At 61.4% G+C, this 23,280-nt stretch carries 20 protein-coding genes; 12 read left to right on the top strand and 8 right to left on the bottom strand.

All coding sequences use genetic code 11. The annotated features are described in order from the left end of the window. Positions 1 to 108 precede the first annotated feature (108 nt). Positions 109 to 1,005, top strand: a complete 897-nt coding sequence (locus tag NTD85_RS22395; RefSeq protein ID WP_262143246.1) for an NAD(P)-dependent oxidoreductase — start codon at positions 109 to 111, stop codon at positions 1,003 to 1,005. Here the strand turns inward: NTD85_RS22395 and NTD85_RS22390 are convergent. Together NTD85_RS22390 and NTD85_RS22385 are read right to left on the bottom strand one after the other, a co-directional pair. Next, a complete protein-coding gene (locus tag NTD85_RS22390) occupies positions 896 to 3,178 on the bottom strand; it encodes a putative bifunctional diguanylate cyclase/phosphodiesterase (protein ID WP_262143245.1) in 2,283 nt (760 codons plus the stop codon). The genes NTD85_RS22395 and NTD85_RS22390 overlap by 110 nt on opposite strands. Before the next feature lie 148 nt (positions 3,179 to 3,326). Then, positions 3,327 to 3,695 carry a YkgJ family cysteine cluster protein gene (locus NTD85_RS22385; protein ID WP_262143244.1) on the bottom strand — a complete coding sequence of 123 codons (369 nt, stop codon included), beginning with the start codon at positions 3,693 to 3,695 and terminating at the stop codon, positions 3,327 to 3,329. 300 nt (positions 3,696 to 3,995) lie between these two features. Between NTD85_RS22385 and NTD85_RS22380 the strand changes: the two genes are divergently transcribed. Continuing rightward, on the top strand, positions 3,996 to 5,345 hold the full coding sequence (locus NTD85_RS22380) for a spinster family MFS transporter (protein WP_103485742.1): 1,350 nt from the start codon (positions 3,996 to 3,998) through the stop codon (positions 5,343 to 5,345). 172 nt (positions 5,346 to 5,517) lie between these two features. On the opposite strand, the gene rapA is transcribed toward NTD85_RS22380, so the two are convergent. Continuing rightward, positions 5,518 to 8,364, bottom strand: coding sequence for an RNA polymerase-associated protein RapA (rapA, locus tag NTD85_RS22375; RefSeq protein ID WP_003222393.1), 2,847 nt, complete (start codon positions 8,362 to 8,364; stop codon positions 5,518 to 5,520). Between the two features lie 253 nt (positions 8,365 to 8,617). Here rapA and NTD85_RS22370 point away from each other — a divergent pair, with 253 nt between their 5' ends. Further along, positions 8,618 to 8,959, top strand: a complete 342-nt coding sequence (locus NTD85_RS22370; protein ID WP_003222394.1) for a hypothetical protein — start codon at positions 8,618 to 8,620, stop codon at positions 8,957 to 8,959. On the opposite strand, the gene NTD85_RS22365 is transcribed toward NTD85_RS22370, so the two are convergent. The 3 genes from NTD85_RS22365 to NTD85_RS22355 form a co-directional block, all read right to left on the bottom strand. Continuing rightward, a complete protein-coding gene (locus tag NTD85_RS22365; RefSeq protein ID WP_262143243.1) occupies positions 8,929 to 10,140 on the bottom strand; it encodes an aminotransferase class V-fold PLP-dependent enzyme in 1,212 nt (403 codons plus the stop codon). The genes NTD85_RS22370 and NTD85_RS22365 overlap by 31 nt on opposite strands. After that, a complete protein-coding gene (locus tag NTD85_RS22360; protein WP_262143242.1) occupies positions 10,137 to 10,607 on the bottom strand; it encodes a RidA family protein in 471 nt (156 codons plus the stop codon). The genes NTD85_RS22365 and NTD85_RS22360 overlap by 4 nt, the downstream gene beginning before the upstream one ends. A gap of 88 nt (positions 10,608 to 10,695) precedes the next feature. Beyond that, positions 10,696 to 11,562 (bottom strand): LysR substrate-binding domain-containing protein, encoded by an 867-nt coding sequence (locus tag NTD85_RS22355; RefSeq protein WP_262143241.1) that lies wholly within the window; start codon positions 11,560 to 11,562, stop codon positions 10,696 to 10,698. A gap of 180 nt (positions 11,563 to 11,742) precedes the next feature. Here NTD85_RS22355 and NTD85_RS22350 point away from each other — a divergent pair, with 180 nt between their 5' ends. Together NTD85_RS22350 and ccoM are read left to right on the top strand one after the other, a co-directional pair. Next, positions 11,743 to 11,904 (top strand): hypothetical protein, encoded by a 162-nt coding sequence (locus NTD85_RS22350; RefSeq protein ID WP_177327516.1) that lies wholly within the window; start codon positions 11,743 to 11,745, stop codon positions 11,902 to 11,904. A 148-nt stretch (positions 11,905 to 12,052) separates the two neighbouring features. Then, positions 12,053 to 12,166: a cytochrome c oxidase subunit CcoM gene (ccoM, locus tag NTD85_RS27675; RefSeq protein ID WP_003222396.1), complete on the top strand. Its 114-nt coding sequence runs from the start codon at positions 12,053 to 12,055 to the stop codon at positions 12,164 to 12,166. Between the two features lie 1,468 nt (positions 12,167 to 13,634). Here the strand turns inward: ccoM and NTD85_RS22345 are convergent. After that, positions 13,635 to 15,110: an inorganic phosphate transporter gene (locus NTD85_RS22345; RefSeq protein ID WP_003222397.1), complete on the bottom strand. Its 1,476-nt coding sequence runs from the start codon at positions 15,108 to 15,110 to the stop codon at positions 13,635 to 13,637. A 375-nt stretch (positions 15,111 to 15,485) separates the two neighbouring features. Then, positions 15,486 to 15,686: a hypothetical protein gene (locus tag NTD85_RS22340; protein WP_003222398.1), complete on the bottom strand. Its 201-nt coding sequence runs from the start codon at positions 15,684 to 15,686 to the stop codon at positions 15,486 to 15,488. A 652-nt stretch (positions 15,687 to 16,338) separates the two neighbouring features. Here NTD85_RS22340 and pcaR point away from each other — a divergent pair. The 7 genes from pcaR to pcaG all read left to right on the top strand — a co-directional run bounded on the left by pcaR (position 16,339) and on the right by pcaG (position 23,243). After that, a complete protein-coding gene (gene pcaR, locus NTD85_RS22335) occupies positions 16,339 to 17,181 on the top strand; it encodes a pca regulon transcriptional regulator PcaR (RefSeq protein WP_003222399.1) in 843 nt (280 codons plus the stop codon). Positions 17,182 to 17,475: 294 nt separating this feature from the next. Next, entirely contained in the window at positions 17,476 to 18,822 is a 1,347-nt protein-coding gene (locus NTD85_RS22330; RefSeq protein ID WP_262143240.1) for an MFS transporter, read from the top strand. A 273-nt stretch (positions 18,823 to 19,095) separates the two neighbouring features. Next, positions 19,096 to 19,953 carry a CoA transferase subunit A gene (locus NTD85_RS22325; RefSeq protein WP_003222404.1) on the top strand — a complete coding sequence of 286 codons (858 nt, stop codon included), beginning with the start codon at positions 19,096 to 19,098 and terminating at the stop codon, positions 19,951 to 19,953. Next, positions 19,953 to 20,732, top strand: a complete 780-nt coding sequence (locus tag NTD85_RS22320) for a CoA-transferase subunit beta (RefSeq protein ID WP_103485655.1) — start codon at positions 19,953 to 19,955, stop codon at positions 20,730 to 20,732. The genes NTD85_RS22325 and NTD85_RS22320 overlap by 1 nt, the downstream gene beginning before the upstream one ends. Continuing rightward, positions 20,729 to 21,934 (top strand): 3-oxoadipyl-CoA thiolase, encoded by a 1,206-nt coding sequence (pcaF, locus tag NTD85_RS22315; protein ID WP_262143239.1) that lies wholly within the window; start codon positions 20,729 to 20,731, stop codon positions 21,932 to 21,934. Before NTD85_RS22320 ends, pcaF begins: the two co-directional genes overlap by 4 nt. A gap of 36 nt (positions 21,935 to 21,970) precedes the next feature. Continuing rightward, a complete protein-coding gene (pcaH, locus tag NTD85_RS22310) occupies positions 21,971 to 22,675 on the top strand; it encodes a protocatechuate 3,4-dioxygenase subunit beta (RefSeq protein WP_027614394.1) in 705 nt (234 codons plus the stop codon). 1 nt (position 22,676) lies between these two features. Then, the gene (gene pcaG / locus NTD85_RS22305; protein ID WP_003222412.1) at positions 22,677 to 23,243 is read left to right on the top strand and encodes a protocatechuate 3,4-dioxygenase subunit alpha; all 567 of its coding nucleotides are present in this window, start codon (positions 22,677 to 22,679) and stop codon (positions 23,241 to 23,243) included. The last annotated feature ends 37 nt before the right edge of the window (positions 23,244 to 23,280 follow it).

Raw genomic sequence — 23,280 nt, 5'->3', positions numbered from 1 at the left:
TTTGGCCCGGGCGTCAGGGGCTTGGCCTGATCGTCGCGCGGGGGAATCCTTTCCTGATCGTTCATGAATCGGCCATTATTCAGTGATCTTTAATCGAAAAGAGGCGAAATGATGTCAACGCTACCTTCGTTGGGTTTTGCCGGAATCGGCCTGATGGGCTTGCCGATGTGCCGTCGTCTGCTGGCCGCGGGTTATCCGCTGACCGTGTGGAACCGCAACCCGGCCAAGTGCGCGCCACTGGTCGAGGCCGGCGCCCGGCAGGTGGCGAGCCCCGCAGAACTGTGCGAACACGCCGACGTGGTGATGCTCTGTCTGGCTGATACGGCGGTGGTGCGCGAGGTGGTGTTTGGCCCCGCCGGTGTCGCTGAAGGCGCGAAAAACGGCCAGTTGCTGGTGGACTTTTCCAGCCTCGAACCGACCGCTACCCGCGAGATGGCCGCCGAGTTGGCAGACCAAACCGGGATGGCCTGGCTCGACTCACCGGTGTCCGGCGGCGTGGTCGGCGCCGAGGCCGGTAGTCTGGCGATCATGGTCGGCGGTGCGGCGGCGGATCTGGAGCGGGTGCGCCCGGTACTGCTCAGCCTCGGTCAGCGCGTCACGCACATGGGCGGCATCGGCGCCGGGCAAGTCACCAAGGCCTGCAATCAGATGATCGTCGCCTGCAACGCGCTGGTGATTGCCGAAGTGGTGGCGCTGGCCGAGCAGGCCGGGGTCGATGCGCGCCTGATCGCCGAGGCGCTGGCCGGTGGTTTTGCCGATTCGAAACCATTGCAGATCCTCGCCCCGCAAATGGCCGAGAGCCGTTTCGAACCGGTGAAGTGGCACGTGCGCACGTTGCTCAAGGATCTCGACACCGCGGTGAAATTCTCCCGCGAACAAGGCTCGGCCACGCCGATCAGCGGATTGGCCGCACAACTGATGCGCCTGCATGGGGCGCAGGGTTTTTTGCAGAAGGATCCAGCGACACTGGTACAAATGTACCGCGCGCCAGACTCAGCGGATTGACCGCGTGCGAGTGTTTGCGCTGATTGATTTCCTCAAGTACCGGACGTAGTTCATTCAGCGGCACCGGGCGACTGAGCAGGTAGCCCTGAATGAAATCGCAGCCTGAGCGCTCAAGAAACTCGTACTGCTCCAGGCTTTCCACGCCTTCGGTCACCACCTGCAAATGCAGGGTGTGAGCCATGACGATGATCGCCTGGACGATCTCCATGTCGGCGGTCGCCTTGGGAATGTCGAGGATGAACGAACGGTCGATCTTCAGCGTGTTGAGCGGCAGGCGCTTGAGGTAGGCCAGCGATGAATAACCGGTGCCGAAGTCATCGATCGACAGCGAAACCCCGAGGGCGCGAATCTGCCGCAACAGCACCAGGGTGTTGGCGATGTTGCCCATCAAGGCGTTTTCGGTGACCTCCAGTTCCAGCCGCTCCGGCGCGACGCCGGCGGTGCGCAGCGCACTTTCGATTTCATCGGCGAGTTCTTCCCGGGCAAGATTGAGTGGCGAGCAGTTCCAGGCGATTTTCAGTTCGTCGCAGCCGTGGCGCGTCAGTTCGCCAAGGTCGGTGCAGGCCCGGCGCAGCACCCAGTTATCCAGCTCGGCGATCAGGCCGTTGGTTTCGGCAATCGCGATGAAACGGTCTGGCGCCAGCAGGCCATGCACCGGGTGCTGCCAGCGAATCAGCGCTTCGAGCTTGGTCACCCGCCCGGTTTTCAGTTCGAAGATCGGCTGGTAGTAGAGCATCAGCCCGTTTTCTTCGCGCAGGGCGTGGCGCAGCTCTTCTTCCAGTTGCAGTTCAAGACTGGCGCGGGTCTTCATGTTGGAACTGAAAAAATGCAGGCCGTTTCGCCCGGCACCCTTGGATTGATACAGCGCCAGATCCGCATGCTTGAGCAGTTCTTCGCAGGTGGTGCCGTCGTCGGGGAACAGGCTGATACCGATGCTGGTGGTCATCACCATGCGCCGTCCGGCCAGCTCGATCGGCTCCTTCATTTTCTGCATGATCCGCTGCGCCATGCTGCGCGCCTCTTCGCGGTCACGCAGGCCGATCAGGATGCAGAACTCGTCACCGCCGAAACGTGCGACCACATCCTCATGACTGCGCACCGAACCTTTGATGTGATTGGCGATGACTTTGAGCAGGGCGTCACCGGCGTCATGGCCGAGGCTGTCGTTGATCCGCTTGAAGTGGTCGATGTCGAGAAACATCACCGCGAGCATGCCGCCTTCGCTGGTTTTCTGGCTGAGTTTCTCGGCGAAGATCTGGTTGAATCCACGGCGATTGATCAGGTTGGTCAGGGCGTCGTAGTTGGCCACTTGCTGCAGTGACATCCGCGCCTGATCGAGCTGCCCGAGCAGGGCGTTGACCCGGCGCAGGTCGTGCTCCTTGTTCTGCAGTTTCTTGTCGGCCAGGGCCGCACTGATCGCGCTGCCGAGAATCAGCAGGATGATCAGCGCAACCGTCAGGCCCAGTTGCAGATGGCTGGGGTCGGCGGCCATCGTCGGTGCTGTACCTTCGGGCAACACCAGGTGCAGCGCGGCCATGCCAGTGAAGTGCATGCTGATGATGCCTGCGCCGAGAATCACCGCAGCGGTGTATTTGAGTAATTGATGAAAACGCCCAGTGCCTTCACGCAGATAACCGGCGACCCACAACGCGGCGAAGCTGGCGCCGATGGCAATCACGATCGACAGGCAGAACAACAGCGGCTGGTAGTAGGCGGTGGCCACCGAGTGCATTGCCGCCATGCCGACGTAATGCATGCCGGCGATGCCCAGACCGATGACGATGGCGGTTTTCAGGTAGTGCACCAGGCTCGGCTGCGGATCACTCAAGGTGTGCATCGCCAGCCACGAGGCGAGCAGGGCAATCAGCAGGGAAAACAGAGTGATCGCCAGATCGTAGTGGACTTCGATCGGCGCCTGGAACGCCAGCATGGCGATGAAGTGCATGGCCCAGATGCCGCCGGCCAGGCACGAGGCGCCGATCCAGCGCCACACCCGTTGCGAGCCCGGGTCTTCGGCGTGACCGACGCGTTCGGCCATGTCGAGGGTGGCAAAACTCGCGGCGCAGGCGACCAGATAGGCCACCAGCACCAGCAAGGGATTGTGTGTGCAATCGAGAATGACCTGCCCGCTCTCCGGCAGCTCGGTAACAAACTGCAAACCAAGCCACTCCATAGCATGCCCCGTCTCTGAAGTCGTCCCTACTGCGTCTTCAACGCAGGCGAATGACTGGAGTATAGAGGCGGTTTTTGCCATGCAAGCGATAGTGGCACATTGGCGCCAACGATTTCGGCATGAGCTTTATAGCGATTGGCGCTAAATCTCAGGCGCTTTGCTCGTAAGGGATCTGATTCCATTCCGGTTCGAGAGGCGGCAAGCCGAAGCGGGCGCGCGCCTTGTCGCAATCGACATTCTGTTCGCCGTTTTCCCAGGAAGCATCGAATTCGCGGCAGGGACTGGAGCGTTGTTCGTAAATCGAGCACTGCACTTGGCTGCCTACCTCGCCGACCAACGCCGTGCAACGCGGCGATTTGCAGTCGGTGCCGTTCATCGCCACCCGACTGGGGCTGATCTGCGTGACCAGTTCATCGGGCACTGTGCCGCCGGAGGAGGCGCATTCACCCCAGAAAAAAGACACGCGAAAATGGGAACAGCAGGCACCGCAATTCAGACACGGACTGACTTCGGACATGGGGAGGGCATCAAAGGGGTTGATCGGCGAATCCGGACGGATCCGGCGGCTATTCTAGGCTTCGCCATGGACTTGGGAAGGGGGGCGCGAAAGTATTTTTTTGTAGCCGGATTTTGCCGCAAAACCCCCGGTTTATGGGGGATTGCTGACTTATCAAGGGCTTACGTTTCTTTACAGTGCCATGCCTCGTTATCAGCTTGACGAATGATCACAGACAGCCCCGGCCCGCCTGTCTAGATTGCAGGTTCCGGGCTCGGATGCGTCGGCAGTGAAGCCCTATAACAATAAAGAGACGGACCCATGCAGAACTCGACCCAAGCGGCGAATGCCTGGCGCATTCTGTTCCTGTTGTTCCTTGCCAACCTGTTCAATTTCTTCGACCGCACCATTCCGGCGATCATCATCGAGCCGATCCGCATGGAATGGCACCTCAGCGACTTTCAACTGGGGATCGTCGGCACCGCGTTCACCCTGGTTTATGCCATTGCCGGCCTGCCGTTGGGGCGCATGGCCGATACCGGTTCGCGCAGCAAACTGATGGGCTGGGGCCTGGCGACCTGGAGCGCGCTGACCGCAGTCAATGGTCTGGTCGGCAGTTTCTGGAGTTTTCTGCTGGTGCGCATGGGCATCGGTATCGGCGAGGCCAGTTATGCGCCCGCCGCCAATTCGTTGATCGGCGACCTGTTCCCGGCTCACCGTCGGGCGCGGGCCATGGGCATTTTCATGCTGGGCCTGCCGCTGGGCCTGCTGCTGGCGTTCTTCACCATCGGCGCGATGGTCAAGGCGTTCGACAGCTGGCGCGCACCGTTCTTTATCGCGGCAGTGCCGGGGCTGATCCTTGCGGTGTTCATGTTTTTCATCAAGGAACCCAAACGCGGTGCGGCAGAAACCGTGCAGGTGTCTCAGGAGAGAGTCGACAAACCGATTCGCCGGGTGCTCGCGGTGCCGACGTTCCTCTGGCTGGTGCTGGCCGGGTTGTGTTTCAACTTCGCCACCTATGCCTGCAACTCGTTCATGGTGCCGATGCTGCAGCGCTATTTCCTGATGCCTCTGCACGATGCGGCGGTGGCGACCGGGGTGATTGTCGGTATCACCGGGTTGATCGGCCTGACCCTGGGTGGCTGGATCGCTGACAAGATTCATCAGCGTGTTGCCAACGGACGCCTACTGTTTGCCGGGTTCAGCCTGATCGTCTCAACGGTGTGCACGGTGTGGGCACTGTATGTCGGGCGTGTCGAGATCGGAGTGTTCGTCGCGCTGTTCAGCGTCGGCTGGCTGTTTGCCTACAACTTCTATACCTGCGTGTACACGGCGATTCAGGACGTGGTCGAGCCGCGCCTGCGGGCCACGGCCATGGCGTTGTTCTTCGCCGGGTTGTATTTGCTGGGCGGTGGCCTGGGGCCGGTGGTGGTCGGTGGTTTGTCGGATCACTTCGCCCAGTCGGCGATGATTTCGGCGGGGGCTGAGCAGATGACCGAGGCATTCAAGGCTGTCGGGCTGCATGACGCGATGTATCTGATTCCGGTGGCGCTGTTTTTCACCATGGTGTTTCTGTTTCTGGCGGCGCGGTGTTTTGTGCGGGATGCGCAGCGGATGAAGGAGGGGTTGGTGGCGGTGAGTGAACCTGATGGTGCGGTGGCGACTGCATGATCGCCTTCGCGAGCAAGCCCGCTCCCACATTGGATCTCCAGCGTGAACACAATCCCTGTGGGAGCGAGCCTGCTCGCGAAAGGGCCAGTAGCATCACCGGATAAATAACAGACAAACAAAAAGGCCCGCATCACTGCGGGCCTTCTTGTTTTCAGCACTGAAGCAGGGCGGTTTAACCCGCTACCAACACCCGGATCGCTTCCAGACGCAGCGCCGCTTTATCCAGCATCGCCAGACCCAGTTCACGCTGCTTGCGCAACGCATCCAGTTCGCTGTCGCGCACGGTCGGGTTGACCGCTTGCAACGCGGTCAGGCGCGCCAGTTCTTCTTCGGTATCGGCCGCCAGACGACGACGGGCCTCGGCCACGCGCTCGGCGTGACGCGGGGCAATCTTGTCTTCACCGGCGTTGATCCGTGGCGTCAGCTGATCGCGCTGGGCCTGGATGAACTTGTTGGCGCTGGCACGTGGCACGCTTTCCAGTTGATCGTTGAGGGTTTCGAACGAGACCCGCGGCGACAGATCGTTGCCGTTAGCGTCGAGCAGGCAGCGCAGGGCGGCCGGCGGCAGGTAGCGGCCCAGTTGCAGCGAGCGCGGTGCAACCACTTCGCTGACGTAGAGCAGTTCCAGCAGAACGGTGCCCGGTTTCAGCGCCTTGTTCTTGATCAGCGCGACGGCGGTGTTGCCCATCGAACCGGACAGCACCAGATCCATGCCGCCCTGCACCATCGGGTGTTCCCAGGTGATGAACTGCATGTCTTCGCGCGACAGCGCCTGGTTGCGGTCGTAGGTGATGGTCACGCCTTCGTCGTCACCCAGCGGGAAGCTGGCGTCGAGCATCTTCTCGCTCGGCTTGAGGATCAGGGCGTTTTCCGAGTGGTCTTCGCTGTCGATGCCGAACGCGTCGAACAGGGTTTCCATGTAGATCGGCAGGGCGAACTGGTCGTCCTGCTCAAGGATCGCCTCGACCAGCGCGTCACCTTCGCCAGCACCGCCGGAGTTGAGTTCCAGCAGACGGTCGCGACCGGTGTGCAGCTCTTGTTCCAGACGCTCGCGCTCGGCGCGGGCTTCGTCGATCAGCGCTTGCCACTCGCCGTCATCGGCTTCTTCAAGCAGCGGCAGCAGGCGCGGGCCGAACTGATGCTGCAAGGCGTTGCCGGTCGGGCAGGTGTTGAGGAACGCGTTCAGCGCTTCGTGGTACCACTGGAACAGGCGCTCTTGCGGACTGGTTTCCAGGTACGGCACGTGCAGTTCGATGATGTGCTTCTGACCGATCCGGTCGAGACGCCCGATACGCTGCTCGAGCAGGTCCGGGTGCGACGGCAGATCGAACAGCACCAGGTGGTGCGCGAACTGGAAGTTGCGCCCTTCACTGCCGATTTCCGAGCAGATCAGCACCTGTGCGCCAAACTCTTCGTCGGCGAAGTAGGCGGCGGCGCGGTCACGCTCGAGGATGTTCATGCCCTCGTGGAACACCGTGGCCGGGATGCCGGAGCGTACGCGCAGGGCGTCTTCCAGGTCCATCGCGGTTTCGGCGTGGGCGCAGATCACCAGCACTTTGGTGCGCTTGAGCATTTTCAGCTGATCGATCAGCCACTCGACGCGCGGATCGAATTTCCACCAGCGCTCTTCTTCGCTGGCGTCAGGCTGGGCCTGGAAGCTGACTTCCGGGTACAGCTCGGCGTGATCGCCCAGCGGCAGTTCGAGGTATTCGTCCGGGCATGGCAGCGGGTACGGGTGCAGTTTGCGCTCCGGGAAACCCTGCACGGCGGCGCGGGTGTTACGGAACAGCACGCGGCCGGTGCCGTGGCGGTCGAGCAGTTCACGCACCAGACGCGCGCTGGCTTCGCTGTCGCCATCGTTGACCGCAGTCAGCAGGGCTTCGCCTTCGTTGCCGAGGAAACCGTGGATGGTCTTGTGTGCTGCAGGCGACAGGCGCCCTTTGTCGAGCAGTTCCTGAACGGCTTCGGCCACCGGGCGATAGTTCTCGCTCTCGGCGCGGAACGCGGCCAGGTCATGGAAACGGTTCGGGTCGAGCAGGCGCAGACGGGCGAAGTGGCTGTCTTGACCGAGCTGTTCCGGGGTTGCGGTGAGCAGCAGCACGCCGGGAATCACTTCAGCCAGTTGTTCGACCAGCGAATACTCAGGGCTGGCCTTGTCTTCGTGCCACACCAGGTGGTGGGCTTCGTCGACCACCATCAGGTCCCAGCCGGCGGCGAACAAGGCGTCCTGCGCCTTCTCGTCTTCGACCAGCCATTCCAGGGCAACCAATGCCAGCTGGGTGTCTTCGAACGGGTTGGTGGCATCGCTTTCGATGAAGCGTTCTTCGTCGAACAGCGCGACCTGCAGGTTGAAACGGCGGCGCATTTCCACCAGCCACTGGTGCTGCAGGTTTTCCGGAACCAGGATCAGCACACGGTTGGCGCGGCCCGAGAGCAGTTGGCGATGGATCACCAGACCGGCTTCGATGGTTTTCCCCAGACCCACTTCGTCCGCCAGCAGAACCCGTGGCGCGATGCGGTCGGCGACTTCACGGGCGATGTGCAACTGGTGCGCGATTGGCTGCGCACGCACGCCGCCCAGGCCCCAGAGCGAGGACTGCAACTGGCGGCTGGTGTGTTCCAGGGTGTTGTAGCGCAGGGAGAACCACGACAGCGGGTCGATCTGCCCGGCGAACAGACGGTCGCTGGCCAGACGGAACTGAATGAAGTTCGACAGCTGGGTTTCCGGCAGGGTAACGGCTTCGTTCTGCCCGTTGAGACCGTGATAGACCATCAACCCGTCGACGTCGTCGACTTCGCGCACGGTCATCTTCCAGCCTTCGAAGTGAGTAATGGTGTCACCCGGCGAGAACCGCACGCGGGTGAGGGGCGCATTCCGTAGCGCGTACTGGCGGGTTTCGCCAGTGGCCGGGTAAAGCACGGTCAACAAGCGGCCGTCCTGTGCCAGAACGGTGCCTAAACCAAGCTCTGCTTCGCTGTCACTGATCCAGCGTTGCCCCGGTTGATACTGCTGCGCCATGCTGCCTGACTCCCACCTTGAAAAAGCGGGCTATCTTAACGGAATGCAGGCTTCAGGGCCAAAGATTACTGGGTAGGCGCTGCCGCAGGCGGCGATCCTTTGATCTTTGGAAACACTTGAGATTCGTGGTGTCCGATTAAAGGATCGCAGCCTGCGGCAGCTCCTGCAGGTGCCAAGTGCGTCACAGATTTGCGACGGATGGCTCAAGGCGCCTTTGCCGCAGCCGATAGCTAGCTGACAGGAGACCCTATATATGCTGCCACCGATGCTCCCCCTGAGCGCTGTGCCGATCACTTCCCAGCAGGATCCGATTCGCCAGCGGCCGGACATTCCTCCGGTGGTGCCGGTGCAGGAAAGCTCCAACGAAAGCACGATCGATCTGCAAAAGCGCGATCCGGAAGAGGATCGACTACTGGCGCGCGAAGAACAGCGTCGCCAGCAGGAGCGTGATCGTCGCCGTCGCGAAGCCGACGAAGACCCGGAAGAACATCTGGCCGTGCCGGGCACCGAGCTGAATGCTGACAACACCGTGCCGGTGGTGCCGCTGATGGAAGATCAGCCGCGTCAAGGCTTGTGGGTCGATATCGAGATCTGAGGCGCCGCCGCCAGCTCGCCCAGACTGGCCAGCAACACATCGATTTCCTCTTCAGTATTCAGATAGCTCACCGCCACCCGCGCCAGGCTTTCGAGCCCGCGGGCCTGCATGTCGAGGGGCGTGTAGGCCACGCCGTTGGCGCCGATGTTGATTCGCCGTGCAGCCAGCGCCTGCTTCAGTTCGACACAATCCCAGCCCTCAAGGGTGAAGGCGATCAGCCCGGACTGTTGGTCCGCCGGACCGAGATTGCGCAGGGTCAGGCCGGGAATGCTCGGCAGGCGTTGACGCAGGTGATCGCTCAAGCGCCGGATGCGCTGGCGAATCGAGCGTGCGCCGATCCGATTGTGTTCTTCCAGCGCATTGGCCAGCCCGGCCAGGAGGGCCAGCGACACTTCACTGGTTTCAAAACGGCGCGCATCATCGCGCAGGGTGAAGCGCCGGCCATCCCAAGGCGCCGAAAACACATCGCGTTGCTGTGGCAACAGCCGTTGCAGAAACGCCCCCCGGATGTACATCAATGCCGTACCCCGCGGCCCGCGCAGAAACTTGCGCCCGGCCCCCTTGAGCACATCGCACTGCAAGGCCTGGACGTCGCAGGGCAACTGCCCCAGCGCCTGACCGGCGTCGATGAAGTATGGGACTCCATGTTGTCGAGCGACCTGACCGATTCGCGCGGCCGGGTTGATGAGGCCGCCATTGGCCGGCAGCCAGGTCAGGGCGATCAGGCGCACGTGACGATCGATCATCTGCGCGAGCGCTTGCGGATCGACAGCGCCATCGGTATCGCAGGGGATCACCTGCAGTCGCGCACCGGCCTTTACCGCTTCAGCCATGCAGGCCAGATTACCGGCCCATTCGTGACGTCCGACGAGGATCCGCTCGCCGGGTTGCCACGGCCCCAGCGCATTGAACGCCTGACTCCATGCCGCAGAGCCGCTGCTGGCGAAAGCGACGTCGTCCGGGGGAGCATTGAGCAGTGTCGCGGCGGCGCTGCGAGCTCTGTGCTGCAGTTGAGTATCAGCAGCCTCCATCGGGCCGCCGAGCGCTTCGCGTTGCAACTGCTCGATGATTGCATCGAGGGTTGCCTGGCTCGGAAGGGAGGCACCCGCATGGTTGAAGTGAATGATCCGGGCGCAGCCGGGCGTGGCCGCTCGCAGATATTCGACGGCCTCGGCATTCACGGGAGCAGCTCGAAAATCGCGTCGACTTCAACCGCCACACCGCTCGGCAGGCTGCACACACCCACGGCGGTACGGACATGCCTGCCCTTTTCACCGAGCGCGTTGACCAGCAGATTCGAAGCACCGTTGGCCACAGCGCCCTGGCGTTGAAAGTCGGGCGTGGTGGCGATAAAAACGCCGAGTCGCAGGATACGTCCCAGCCTGGACAGATCATCGCCCAAGGCATCGCCCAGTTGTGCGAGCAGGCCCAAGGCTGCCAGTTCGGCAGCCTTGACCCCTTCCTCTTCGCTGATGGCTTCACCCAGACGCCCAATGAAGGCCGGTTTGCCGTCAATCAACGGAATTTGTCCGGAGATGTACAGGCGGTTTTGCGTACCGACCTGATTGACGTAATTGGCGATGGGCTGGCTGGGAGGCGGAAGTTGCAGCCCGAGTTGTTCAACGCGCTTGCTGAGCAGATCTGTCATGTTGAGTCCTCCTGAGTGAGGGCGTCAGCATGTTGAAGCGACGGATCACCGACAAACGGATAGATCTAATCCGATGTATCGAAATCGCTCATGCGTGGGTTTTTTCATCCAGCCATTGGCTGAAACTCTGCACGTCTGCCTCGGGCGGGCGCTGGGGAGTGACCAGCCAATAACCGATTTCGCCGTGCAACGGCGGCGTGTCAAAGGCAGGGACCAGCGAGCCCTCCTTGAGCCGGCGTTCGATCAGGCATTGACGGCCCATGGCGATGCCCTGACCGGCGACCGCCGCCTCGACGACGATGTTGTAGTCATGGAGCATGACACTGGGGACGTGGCTCAGGTCGATGCCGCTGTGCTGATACCAGTCTGTCCATTCGAAAGGCTGGTGCGATTTGGCCATCAGCAACGGGCCGTTTTTCACGCCATTGGCTTTGAAGTCCGGGCTGCATACCGGGGTCAGGGTTTCGCTCATGAAGCGTCGGGCCTGGACTTTCGGCCAGCCACCCTTGCCATAGCGGATCGCCAGATCCACCTCGCCACCATCGACATCGGCCAATTGCACGGAGGGCAGCAGTTCGACGTGGATGTGTGGGCTTTTCGTGCTGAAATCCGCCAGTCGCGGTGCCAGCCATAAAGTGGCGAACGAGGCGAGCAGGCCAATGCGCAAGGTGCTTGGCTGCTCACCGCGCAGTGGTCGGGTGGCGGCAGCGATGGCGGCGAGGGCAGGTTCAATTTGCTGGTAGTACGCTTGCCCGGCCGGCGTCAGATCGATGGCCCGGGTGCGTCGGACAAACAGACGCAGGCGGAGAAATTCTTCGAGTTTTTGCACCTGATGACTGACCGCACTCTGGGTCACTGACAACTCGTCGGCAGCCTTGATGAAACTCAAATGGCGGGCCACGGCTTCAAAGGCGCGCAGGGCCATCAGCGGTGGCAGGTCCTGATGCAGGGGCACGGCAAACATCCTTGGGTTCGCGGCAAAGTGCAGATTGTGCGGTGAAAACCGTCATGCGGTATATCAATTGTTCCAGGTCGCCAGCGTCGATGGCTGGTCAGGCTCGGCGCCAGGCGGCATTATTGGCGCAGTCCTGCCTTTGATGCGGCAGTTGTGATTCTTCTAAGTGATGCACCCGCCATGAGCCAAGACGACAAACTGATCGACCTCAGCACCGAGCGCGCCAAGCGTGTGCATGACCTCAACGAGAAACGCCTGAACGAAGTGCGCAAGGCCTTCGAGCAAGCGATGCCGCTGGGAAAAGCCAAGAAAAAGTCGAAAAACAAGCCGAAAAAGCGTTGATCTCCCCCTGCGTCCTTTGATGCAGGTCAGTTATTTTCCCGCCTTTGCCTTCTGTGTTGACCGGACTTGATCCTGGTCAATTTCTGCGCCTGCGTGATTGGTTAACTTAGCTCCATCGCAGCAAAGCAGGGGCCAGGAGGCCACAGTCATGTTTTTCGATAACGTGGTGTTTGCCGGGGTTCTGACCGTAGGTCTCATGGTTCTGTTTTTTGCAGGGTTTGGATTTTTTATCTGGAAAGATGCGAATAAGCGCAAGAAGTAGTCTTTCTGGGTTTGATGAGCACGCAAGGCATTTTGGGCGACTTCGGTTGCCCTTTTTTTTGTGTTTTTGGCGGCCTTTGGGCCGACCATGTTCTTGGGGTTTTGGGGGTATATCCGTTTCTGTGGGGGTTGCTGATTAGGGTTCCGCCCTTACGGCGGGTCACTTTTTCCAGACGCCGAAAAAGTAACCAAAAAGGCTTTACCCTGACGTTCGGCCCTCGCCTGGGCTCGGGTTCCTTCGCTCCGGGATTCATCCGGGGGGCAGCGCCTACGGTTTGCTTCGCTGCACCTCCTCTCGCTGTGTTTGGCTGCGCCAAACGGTCGCTGCGCTCCCACCCCCGGATAAATCCCTCCACTCAGCCTGCCGACGGGCCCTCAGATCAAAAGCGGTACTCGAGCTAACGCTCATTGTGTTGAGTGGGGCGGCTGCGCCGCAGGGGGGGGCACGCTCTCTAAATTGTAGGAGCCAGCCTGCTGGCGATGGCGGCCGACCAGCCTACCAATCTCCAACTGCCTACCCCAATCCACTGTGGGAGCGGGCTTGCTCGCGAAGGCGGCCTGCCAGCCGAACAATCTCTTACTGATGTACCCGGCCCCACTGTGGGAGCGGGCTTGCTCGCGAAGGCGGCCTGCCAGCCGAACAATCTCTTACTGATGTACCCGGCCCCACTGTGGGAGCGGGCTTGCTCGCGAAGGCGGCCTGTCAGCCGACCAATCTCTTACTGATGTACCCGGCCCCACTGTGGGAGCGGGCTTGCTCGCGAAGGCGGCCTGTCAGCCGACCAATCTCTTACTGATATACCCGGCCCCACTGTGGGAGCGGGCTTGCTCGCGAAGGCGGCCTGACAGCCGACCAATCTCTTACTGATATACCCGGCCCTACTGTGGGAGCGGGCTTGCTCGCGAAGGCGGCCTGACAGCCGACCAATCTCTTACTGATATGCCCGGCCCCACTGTGGGAGCGGGCTTGCTCGCGAAGGCGGCCTGCCAGCCGAACAATCTCTTACTGAATACACCCAATCCCATGTAGGAGCTGCCGAAGGCTGCGATCTTTTGATCTGGCTCTGGCTCTGGCTCTGGCTCTTGATGTGGCTTTTGATCTTCAAGCCCCTTCGACAGGCCGAGCGAAGGTGTCCATCAGGGGGTAGGCGCGCAGCGCCATGCGGCGGAGCCGCATACATCGAGAGGAGGTGCAGCGAAGCAAACCGTAGGCGATGCCCCCTGATGGACACCGTAGCGAGGGAACACTGAGCCTCAGCGAAGTGCCGTACGCCGGGGGAAGCCTTTTTGGTTATTTTTTCGCTGGGCCGGCACTCCGGCGTTTGGAAAAAGTGACCCGCCGTAAGGGCGGAACCGTAATCAGCAACCCCCGCAGCAACGGATATGCCCCCAATCCAACTCCAACCCCAACCAAAACAAAAAAAGGCGCGATCCTCACGAATCACGCCTTTCTCATGTGCAGCGGTCTATCAGCTACCCAACGCTTTGGACGCCAACCAGAACAACCCAGCCGACAACGCCACAGTCGCCGGCAAGGTCAGCACCCACGCCAGCAGGATAGTGCGAACAGTCCCGCCCTGCAGGCCGCTCTTGTTGGCGACCATGGTGCCGGCCACGCCCGAGGACAGCACGTGGGTGGTGGACACCGGCAGGCTGAAAATGTTGGCCATGCCGATCAGACTGGCAGTAGTGATCTGCGCCGACATGCCCTGAGAGTAGGTCATGCCTTGCTTGCCGATCTTCTCGCCGATGGTCAGTACCACGCGTTTCCAGCCGACCATGGTACCCAGGCCCAGGGCCAGTGCGACCGCCAGAATCACCCAGAACGGCGCGTATTCAGTGGTGGTGGTCAGGTCTTTGCGCAGTTTGTCCAGGTCAGCTTTTTCACGCGCTTCGAGGCCTGGCAGCTTGCCGACTTTCTTCGCGGTGTCGTCCAGGCAGAGCAAGTAGCGACGGACTTCGATGCGGCTTTCCGAGGACAGCGAATGGTAGTCCGCTACACCTTTAAGGGTGCCAAGCAGGGCGTTGATGGTCGGTTCGGTCTGCTGCGGGTTGCAGCGGAATTTTTCCGGCAGATCGCCTTCAACACTTTTGCCCAGGGCCAGGAATTCGCCCAGGGAATCGGCGTTGCGCTTGTAGAACTGGCTCAGGTGCAGGGTCGCGTCGCGGGTGCGCTCGATCTGGTAGGTGGTGCTGCTCAGGTCAAGCACGAACTGCGCAGGCACGATACCGATCAGTACCAGCATGATCAGGCCGATGCCTTTCTGACCATCGTTGGAACCGTGCACGAAGCTTACGGCCATGGCCGAGATCACCAGGACCAGGCGATTCCAGAACGGCGGGTGCTTCTTGTCGTCGATCTTGCGGCGCTGTTCCGGGGTCTTGTGCATCTTCGACAGCGGGCGCCACCACTTCAGGCCGATCAGGATCAGCGCGGCGATCAGGAAACCGGCCATTGGCGAGAACACCAGCGAGGCGCCAATGTCGATCGCTTTCTGCCAGTTCACGCCGTCGGCCAACGGGATGTTGTTGATCAGGGCGTTGGCCAGGCCGACGCCGAGGATCGAGCCGATCAGGGTGTGGGAGCTGGAGGCCGGGATACCGAAGTACCAGGTGCCCAGGTTCCAGGTGATCGCCGCGGCGAGCAACGAGAACACCATCGCCAGGCCATGGCCGGTGTTCACATTGATCAGCAGTTCTACCGGCAGCAGGTGAACAATGGCATACGCCACGCCAACGCCGCCCAGCAACACGCCGAGGAAGTTGAACACACCGGAGAAGAACACCGCCAGGTGAGGCGGCATGGCTTTGGTGTAGATAACAGTGGCTACCGCGTTAGCGGTGTCATGAAATCCATTGATGAACTCGAAGGCGAGGACAAACGTCAGGGCGAGCAAGAGGCTCACAAGCACCCAAGCATCCAGTCCGCTGAATAAATCGATCATGAAGGTTTTCTGACCCGGTCATAAGGGGGCGCGATTATGCCAGAAAAGACTGGAAATCGATCCCCTACCTGCTCATCGGTAGCAATCAATGTCGAATTAAATTGTTGCAAGGTGCAAAGCCCGAGCGTGTTGCAGGGTTTTTCAAGTGTTTGATTCGCTTGGAAAAACTTTCAGGCAACAGGCATTTTGTCGAGTGCGCAGGGGCCTCAAACGTTTGTGTGAAATATCTCTGAAACGAGTCAGACACGCTCCTTTCCCGTGCAGGACGGGGGAGGTGGCCGCTGCCCGCGGGTAGCGGGCGCGCAAGGCATCATCGGGTCACCGTGCTTGTAGCCGGTGGCGACGCAGGCCCTCGAAAAACTCAGGATCGCCCGTTCATGGCTCTTCGGTTTTGAGTTCTTCTTCCATCTTTTTCAGTTCTTGCTGGAAAACCTGATCCTGAACTGTGGGGCGTTTACGCCATGCCTTGCGTTCCGGTTCGGGTTGAGCGGCGTAGGTGGTGACTTCCCCGCCGTAAACTTCCTTGTAACGTTGTTCCTGGCGCTCAAGTTCCGCGCGCAGTTCGTCTTTCGTCACAGTGCTACCTGTTTGAGTTGAGATAAATGTCTGGTGAAACGCACGGCAACGAGTCGATTGAACACGTCCACCGAGGGGCAATGCCAGTTCAGGCATTGGAGTTGTCGGCAGGGCGATCAAGACTTCCATGTTGCAGGCGGCTACGGCACCAGATTAAAACTGACGCAGCATCAGTTTCCTGTTTCAGCAAGCGCGCTGGCGGTGCATGAATAATGAGCGTCAGGCGCTGGCCGGGGCTGACGGCAATAGGCAGCGCATCAGCGGGCGGCACCCTCGGCCAGTGAAAACGCGGCGCCACTGAGGTGCATTATAGCGGTCGAATCGGGATTGACTATCTTTGCCAAGTTAAAAACGGTTCGGGATGTGTGATCGTTTTGTTGCTGACAAGTTTTATCGCTAGTTGAAATTTGTCGAAACCTTTAAGGACGCGCGTTCAGTTTCTGGCGCCATTAAGTCGAGCAACTAATGGGTCATGCAAAGTTGGCTGAACAGGTTGGCCCAACGATTGAAGAAGCCGCGAAGGACGGCGGCTGATGGATTGCGATAATCGGTCGTCAGTTCGATAATCGCCCAATCTTGGCGTCTCGGCCCTTGTGCATCTGTCGGCGAGCCGCTTGTATAGCCATTGATCCGTGATGCAAAAGGACAAGAAATGAACGATCAAATGCGCAACTCCTTCACCTCCGTGGCGCCGCCGATCGTCGCTTCGCCGGCCAAGCGCATCCAGGCGTTGACCGGCGACCCGGATTTCATGACTTCGCTGGCCCGTGGCCTGGCGGTGGTGCAGGCGTTTCAGGAGCGTAAGCGACACCTGACCATCGCCCAGATCAGCCACCGCACGGAAATTCCCCGCGCCGCCGTGCGTCGTTGCCTGCACACCTTGATCAAACTGGGTTACGCCACCACCGATGGCCGCACATATTCGTTGCTGCCCAAAGTCCTGACCCTTGGCCACGCCTATCTGTCATCGACGCCGCTGGCGGTGTCGGCCCAGCCGTACCTCGACCGCATGAGCGAGCAACTGCACGAAGCCTGCAATATGGCCACACTTGAAGGCGACGACATTCTGTACATCGCCCGTTCGGCGACCACGCAGCGGTTGATTTCGGTGGACCTGTCGGTGGGCGGTCGGCTGCCGGCCTATTGCACGTCGATGGGCCGAATCCTGCTGGCGGCGCTGGACGACACCTCGCTGGGCGAATACCTCGACCATGCCGAACTGGTGGCCAAAACCAGTCGCACCCTGCATACCCCGGAAAGTCTGCTCGAATGCCTGCAGGAAGTTCGGCAGCAGGGCTGGTGCATCGTCGATCAGGAACTCGAGCAAGGCCTGCGTTCGATTGCCGTGCCGGTGTACGACGCGTCGGGCCAGGTGGTCGCGGCGCTCAACGTCAGCACCCACGCCGGTCGCGTCAGCCGTACCGAGCTGGAGCAACGCTTTCTGCCGGGCCTGCTCAGTGCCAGCCGCGACCTCAGCGCCCAGTTGTTCGCCTGATGAAGCTGTTCGATAAACGCACAGTGTTGCGTTTATCGAATTGACGCTAAAAGCCTCGGATCATTAATGTCGCGGCAGCGTCATCCGGCGCAGATGTGAATGAGCCTGCCGGATTGTCGACTCCCATAATAATGACAAGAGGCAACTCACCATGCGCATGCTCCCCGACTGTCTCAGCCCCATTCCCTGTTGCCGGATTCACCGCAACGCCTGATTCCAGCCTTCTATTCTTGTGACCGTGCCGCTTTTTGGCCGGCCGCCGTTCGACTGCGTTTTTTGCGTGGAATAAAAATAATGAACCAGCCTCAGTCCGCTGTAGGTAACTGCCTCGACGTGCAGACCTTCATCAATGCCCAACCGATCTCGCGCTATCAGTGGCGCGTGGTGATCCTGTGTTTCCTGATTGTGTTTCTCGACGGCCTCGACACCGCGGCGATGGGTTTTATTGCGCCGGCCTTGTCCCAGGACTGGGGCATCGACCGCGCCAGCCTCGGCCCGGTGATCAGTGCTGCGCTGATCGGCATGGTGTTCGGCGCACTGGGTTCCGGCCCACTGGCTGACCGCTTCGGGCGCAAAGTGGTACTGGTCGGCGCGGTGCTGCTGTTTGGCGCTTTCAGTCTGGCTTCGGCCTACAGCACCAACGTCGAGCAATTGCTGGTGCTGCGTTTCCTCACCGGTCTCGGGCTGGGCGCGGGCATGCCCAACGCCACCACGCTGCTCTCGGAATACACCCCGGAGCGGAAGAAATCCTTGCTGGTGACCAGCATGTTCTGCGGTTTCAACCTCGGCATGGCCGGCGGCGGCTTCATTTCGGCGAAGCTGATCCCGGCGTTTGGCTGGCACAGCCTGTTGCTGATCGGCGGGATCCTGCCGCTGATCCTCGCGGTGGTGCTGCTGTTCTGGCTGCCGGAATCCGCGCGCTATCTGGTGGTGCGTAATCGCGGCACCGACAAAGTGCGCAAGACCTTGTCGCCGATCGATCCGGTCACCGTCGCGCAGGCCTCGAGCTTCAGCGTGCCGGAACAGAAAACCGTCAAGGCGCGCAACGTGTTCGCGGTGATTTTCTCCGGCACCTACAGCGCCGGCACCTTGCTGCTGTGGCTGACCTACTTCATGGGCCTGGTCATCGTCTACCTGTTGACCAGTTGGCTGCCGACCCTGATGCGTGACAGCGGCGCGAGCATGGAGCAGGCGGCGTTCATCGGCGCGTTGTTCCAGTTCGGCGGGGTGTTGAGCGCGGTCGCTGTGGGCTGGGCGATGGACCGCTTCAATCCGCACAAGGTCATTGGCACGTTCTATCTGCTGGCCGGGGTGTTTGCCTACGCGGTGGGGCAGAGCCTGGGCAACATCACCTTGCTCGCGACGTTGGTGCTGGTGGCTGGGATGTGCGTCAACGGCGCGCAATCGGCGATGCCGTCGCTGGCGGCGCGGTTTTATCCGACCCAGGGCCGCGCAACCGGGGTGTCGTGGATGCTCGGGATTGGCCGGTTTGGCGCGATTCTCGGGGCGTGGATGGGCGCGACGTTGCTGGGGTTGGGCTGGAACTTTGAGCAGGTGTTGACGGCACTGGTGATTCCGGCGGCGTTGGCGACGACGGCGGTGGTGATTAAAGGCATGGTGAGTCATGCGGATGCGACTTGAGTCGAGTCATTTTGATCCGCGCTGCATGTTCCGACGCCTTCGCGAGCAAGCCCGCTCCCACAGGGAAAACACATTTCAAATGTGGGAGCGGGCTTGCTCGCGAAGCTTTTGCTTGTGATTGATAGGGTGGTAACAATCCGTTCGATAAACGAACACTCAGTCGATTATCGGATTGTTTGGCAATTTTCAGCGGCTTAATCTGCAGTGACTCCGGCGCTGAACCTCGCGCCTTTTTCTCACTGGCGATTCACTACAAAAACGGGAGCCTGCTCCATGGCTGAGATCCTTTCGCTGCACGACGCGGTGAAGCAATTCGTCAACGACGGCGACACCGTCGCGCTCGAAGGCTTCACTCACCTGATTCCGACAGCCGCAGGTCATGAAATCATTCGTCAGGGCAAGAAAGATCTGACCCTGGTGCGGATGACGCCTGACCTGATCTACGACCAACTGATCGGTGCCGGTTGTGCACGCAAGCTGATCTTTTCCTGGGGTGGCAACCCGGGTGTGGGTTCGCTGCACCGCCTGCGCGATGCGGTCGAGAAGCAGTGGCCGCATGCGCTGGAAATCGAAGAGCACAGCCACGCCGACCTGGCCAACGCTTACGTCGCCGGCGCTTCCGGCCTACCGTTCGCCGTGCTGCGGGCCTACGCCGGATCCGACCTGCCGAAGGTCAACCCGCTGATCAAATCCGTGACCTGCCCGTTCACCGGTGAAGTGCTGGCGGCGGTGCCGTCGGTACGTCCGGACGTGACCGTGATCCACGCGCAGAAGGCCGACCGCCAAGGCAACGTGCTGCTGTGGGGCATTCTTGGTGTGCAGAAAGAAGCCGCACTGGCGGCCAAGCGTTGCATCGTCACCGTCGAGGAGATCGTCGATAACCTCAACGCCCCGATGAACGCCTGCGTGCTGCCGACCTGGGCCTTGAGCGCGGTCTGCCACGTGCCGGGCGGTGCGCATCCGTCCTACGCCCACGGTTACACCGAGCGTGACAATCGTTTCTATCAGGCGTGGGATCCGATCGCCCGTGACCGTGAGACGTTTACCGCTTGGATCAACGAATACATCCATGGCTGCGCTGACTTCAGCGAGTTCCAGGCCAAGTTGGCCGCTGCTTCGGAGGCCAAGTAATGACTTACACCACCAACGAAATGATGACCGTCGCTGCGGCCCGTCGCCTGAAAAACGGCTCGGTGTGCTTCGTCGGCATCGGCCTGCCGTCGAAAGCCGCCAACCTCGCGCGCCTGACTTCGTCGCCGGACGTGGTGCTGATCTACGAATCCGGCCCGATTGGCGCCAAGCCAAGCGTGTTGCCGCTGTCGATCGGTGACGGCGAGTTGGCGGAGACCGCCGACACTGTCGTGCCGACCGGTGAGATTTTTCGCTACTGGCTGCAGGGCGGGCGCATCGACGTGGGTTTTCTCGGCGCGGCGCAGGTCGACCGTTTCGGCAACATCAACACCACCGTGGTCGGCGACTATCACGCACCGAAAGTGCGCCTGCCGGGTGCCGGTGGCGCGCCGGAAATCGCCGGTTCGGCGAAAAGCGTGTTGATCATCCTCAAACAGTCGGCGCGGTCGTTCGTCGACAAGCTCGACTTCATTACCTCGGTCGGTCACGGCGAGGGCGGCGATTCGCGCAAGCGTCTGGGCCTGCCGGGGGCCGGTCCGGTCGGGATCATCACCGACCTGTGCATCATGGAGCCGGAAGCGGGCACCCACGAATTTGTGGTCACCGCACTGCATCCGGGCGTGACCCGCGAGCAGGTGATCGCAGCCACCGGTTGGGCGATCCGCTTTGCCGACAACGTTGAAACCACGGCGGCACCGACCGAGGTCGAACTCACTGCACTGCGCGATCTCGAAGCGCGCACCGCCGCCGCCCACGGCCAGGCACCGGGAGAAGCATGATGCGTGACGTATATATCTGCGATGCGATTCGCACCCCCATCGGCCGGTTCGGCGGTGGTCTGGCCGCCGTGCGCGCCGACGATCTGGCCGCCGTGCCGATCAAGGCGCTGATGGAGCGCAATCCCTCGGTGGACTGGAATGCCATCGACGAAGTGTTCCTCGGCTGCGCCAACCAGGCAGGCGAAGACAACCGCAACGTGGCGCGCATGGCGCTGCTGCTGGCGGGCTTGCCGGACAGCGTGCCGGGCGTGACCCTCAACCGTCTCTGTGCTTCGGGCATGGATGCGATCGGCACCGCGTTCCGCGCCATTGCCAGTGGCGAGATGGAGCTGGCGATTGCCGGCGGCGTCGAGTCGATGTCCCGCGCGCCGTTCGTGATGGGCAAGGCTGACGCGGCGTTCTCGCGCAACATGAAACTGGAAGACACCACCATCGGCTGGCGTTTCATCAACCCGTTGATGAAAGCGCAGTACGGCGTCGATGCGATGCCGCAGACCGCCGACAACGTCGCCGACGACTATAAAGTATCGCGCGCCGACCAGGACGCGTTCGCCCTGCGCAGTCAGCAACGCACCGCCGCCGCGCAGGCGGCGGGCTACTTCGCCGAGGAAATCGTCGAAGTGCGGATCGCCCACAAGAAGGGCGAAACCGTGGTCAGCCAGGACGAACATCCACGCGCCGACACGACGCTTGAAGCCCTGAGCAAACTCAAACCGGTCAACGGCCCGGACAAAACCGTGACCGCTGGCAACGCGTCCGGGGTCAACGACGGCGCGGCCGCGCTGATTCTCGCTTCGGCTGAAGCGGTGAAGAAACACGGCCTGACCGCCCGCGCCAAAGTGCTGGGCATGGCCAGTGCCGGCGTCGCGCCACGGGTGATGGGCATCGGCCCGGTGCCAGCGGTGCGCAAACTGATCGAGCGTCTCGGGGTGGCGGTCAGCGATTTCGACGTGATCGAACTCAACGAAGCCTTCGCCAGCCAAGGCCTGGCGGTGCTGCGTGAACTGGGTCTGGCCGACGACGCGCCGCAGGTCAACCCGAACGGTGGCGCGATTGCCTTGGGTCACCCGTTGGGCATGAGCGGCGCGCGACTGGTGCTGACCGCGTTGCATCAGTTGGAAAAGACCGGCGGCAAGAAAGGTCTGGCAACCATGTGCGTCGGCGTCGGGCAGGGTCTGGCGCTGGCCATCGAACGCGTCTGACGCACAGCTGCACGAATAAGAACTGAGGAAAGCGAAATGACTGACAAGCCTGGCTACCGTCGTCCGCAGGAAGGCACCCAGCCTGAGTACCTGCACCCGACGTATCAATCCACCAACCTGCGCTCGCCGTCCAAGCCGTTGGTGTTTCTGCCGCATTCGTTGTCGGAGATCACCGGCCCGACCATCGGTGCCGAACGCGTCGCCGAGAAAGACAACGACCTGACTGCTCAGCACGACGGCGAGCCGTTGGGCGAGCGCATCATCATTCACGGCCGTGTGCTCGACGAAAACGGTCTGCCGGTGCCGGGGATTCTGGTGGAGATCTGGCAGGCCAACGCCGCCGGCCGCTACAACCACAAACGCGATCTGCACGACGCGCCGCTGGACCCGAACTTCACCGGCACCGGCCGCACCGTGACCGACGCCGACGGCTGGTATCAGTTCCAGACCATCAAGCCCGGCGCCTATCCGTGGGGCAACCACCACAACGCGTGGCGCCCGGCGCACATCCATTTCTCGCTGTTCGGGCCGAGCATCCTCACCCGTCTGGTGACGCAGATGTATTTCCCCGGCGACCCGCTGCTGGCCTACGACCCGATCTACAACTGCGTGCCGGACACCTCCGCCAAGGAGCGTCTGATCGCCGCTTTCGATCTGGAAAAAACCATTCCGTCTTACGCCCTCGGCTATCGCTGGGACATCGTCTTGCGTGGCCGCGACGCCACGCCGATGGAGAAATAAGATGACGCTGACTGCCACCACGTCCCATACCGTCGGGCCGTACTACCACATCGGCCTGACCTGGCTGAACCGCGAAAACCTCGCGGTCGAACAAACCCTCGGCGAGCGCGTGGCGATCACCGGCCAAGTCGTTGACGGCAACGGCGATGTGGTCAACGACGCGATGCTCGAAGTCTGGCAGGCCAACGCCGCCGGCAAATACGCGCACCCGGAAGACGAGCAGGACAAACCGCTGGACCCGCACTTCGAAGGTTTCGGCCGGGTGCCGGTAGACGCCGAAGGGCGCTTCCGTTTCACCACGATCAAACCGGGCACGGTCGAAGGCCTGAAGGGCTCGACCCAGGCCCCGCACCTGGTGGTGCTGGTGTTTGCCCGCGGTCTGGTCAAACACTTGCTGACACGCATCTACTTTGAAGGCGATCCGGCGAACGTCAATGATCCGCTGCTGGAATGTGTGCCGGCTGAGCGCCGCGGGACGTTGCTGGCGAAGCCGGATGCGGCGGGTGTTTATCAGTGGAATGTGATTTTGCAGGGCACTGAGGCGGAGACGGTGTTTTTCGATTATTGAAGGGGCAACACACATCCCATGTGGGAGCGGGCTTGCT

Source organism: Pseudomonas sp. 13B_3.2_Bac1 (assembly GCF_025466205.1).
GTDB classification, from domain to species: Bacteria; Pseudomonadota; Gammaproteobacteria; order Pseudomonadales; family Pseudomonadaceae; genus Aquipseudomonas; species Aquipseudomonas fluorescens_H.
The sequence above is the reverse complement of the archived record's forward strand: the minus strand, read 5'-3'. Positions and strand labels throughout refer to the sequence as shown.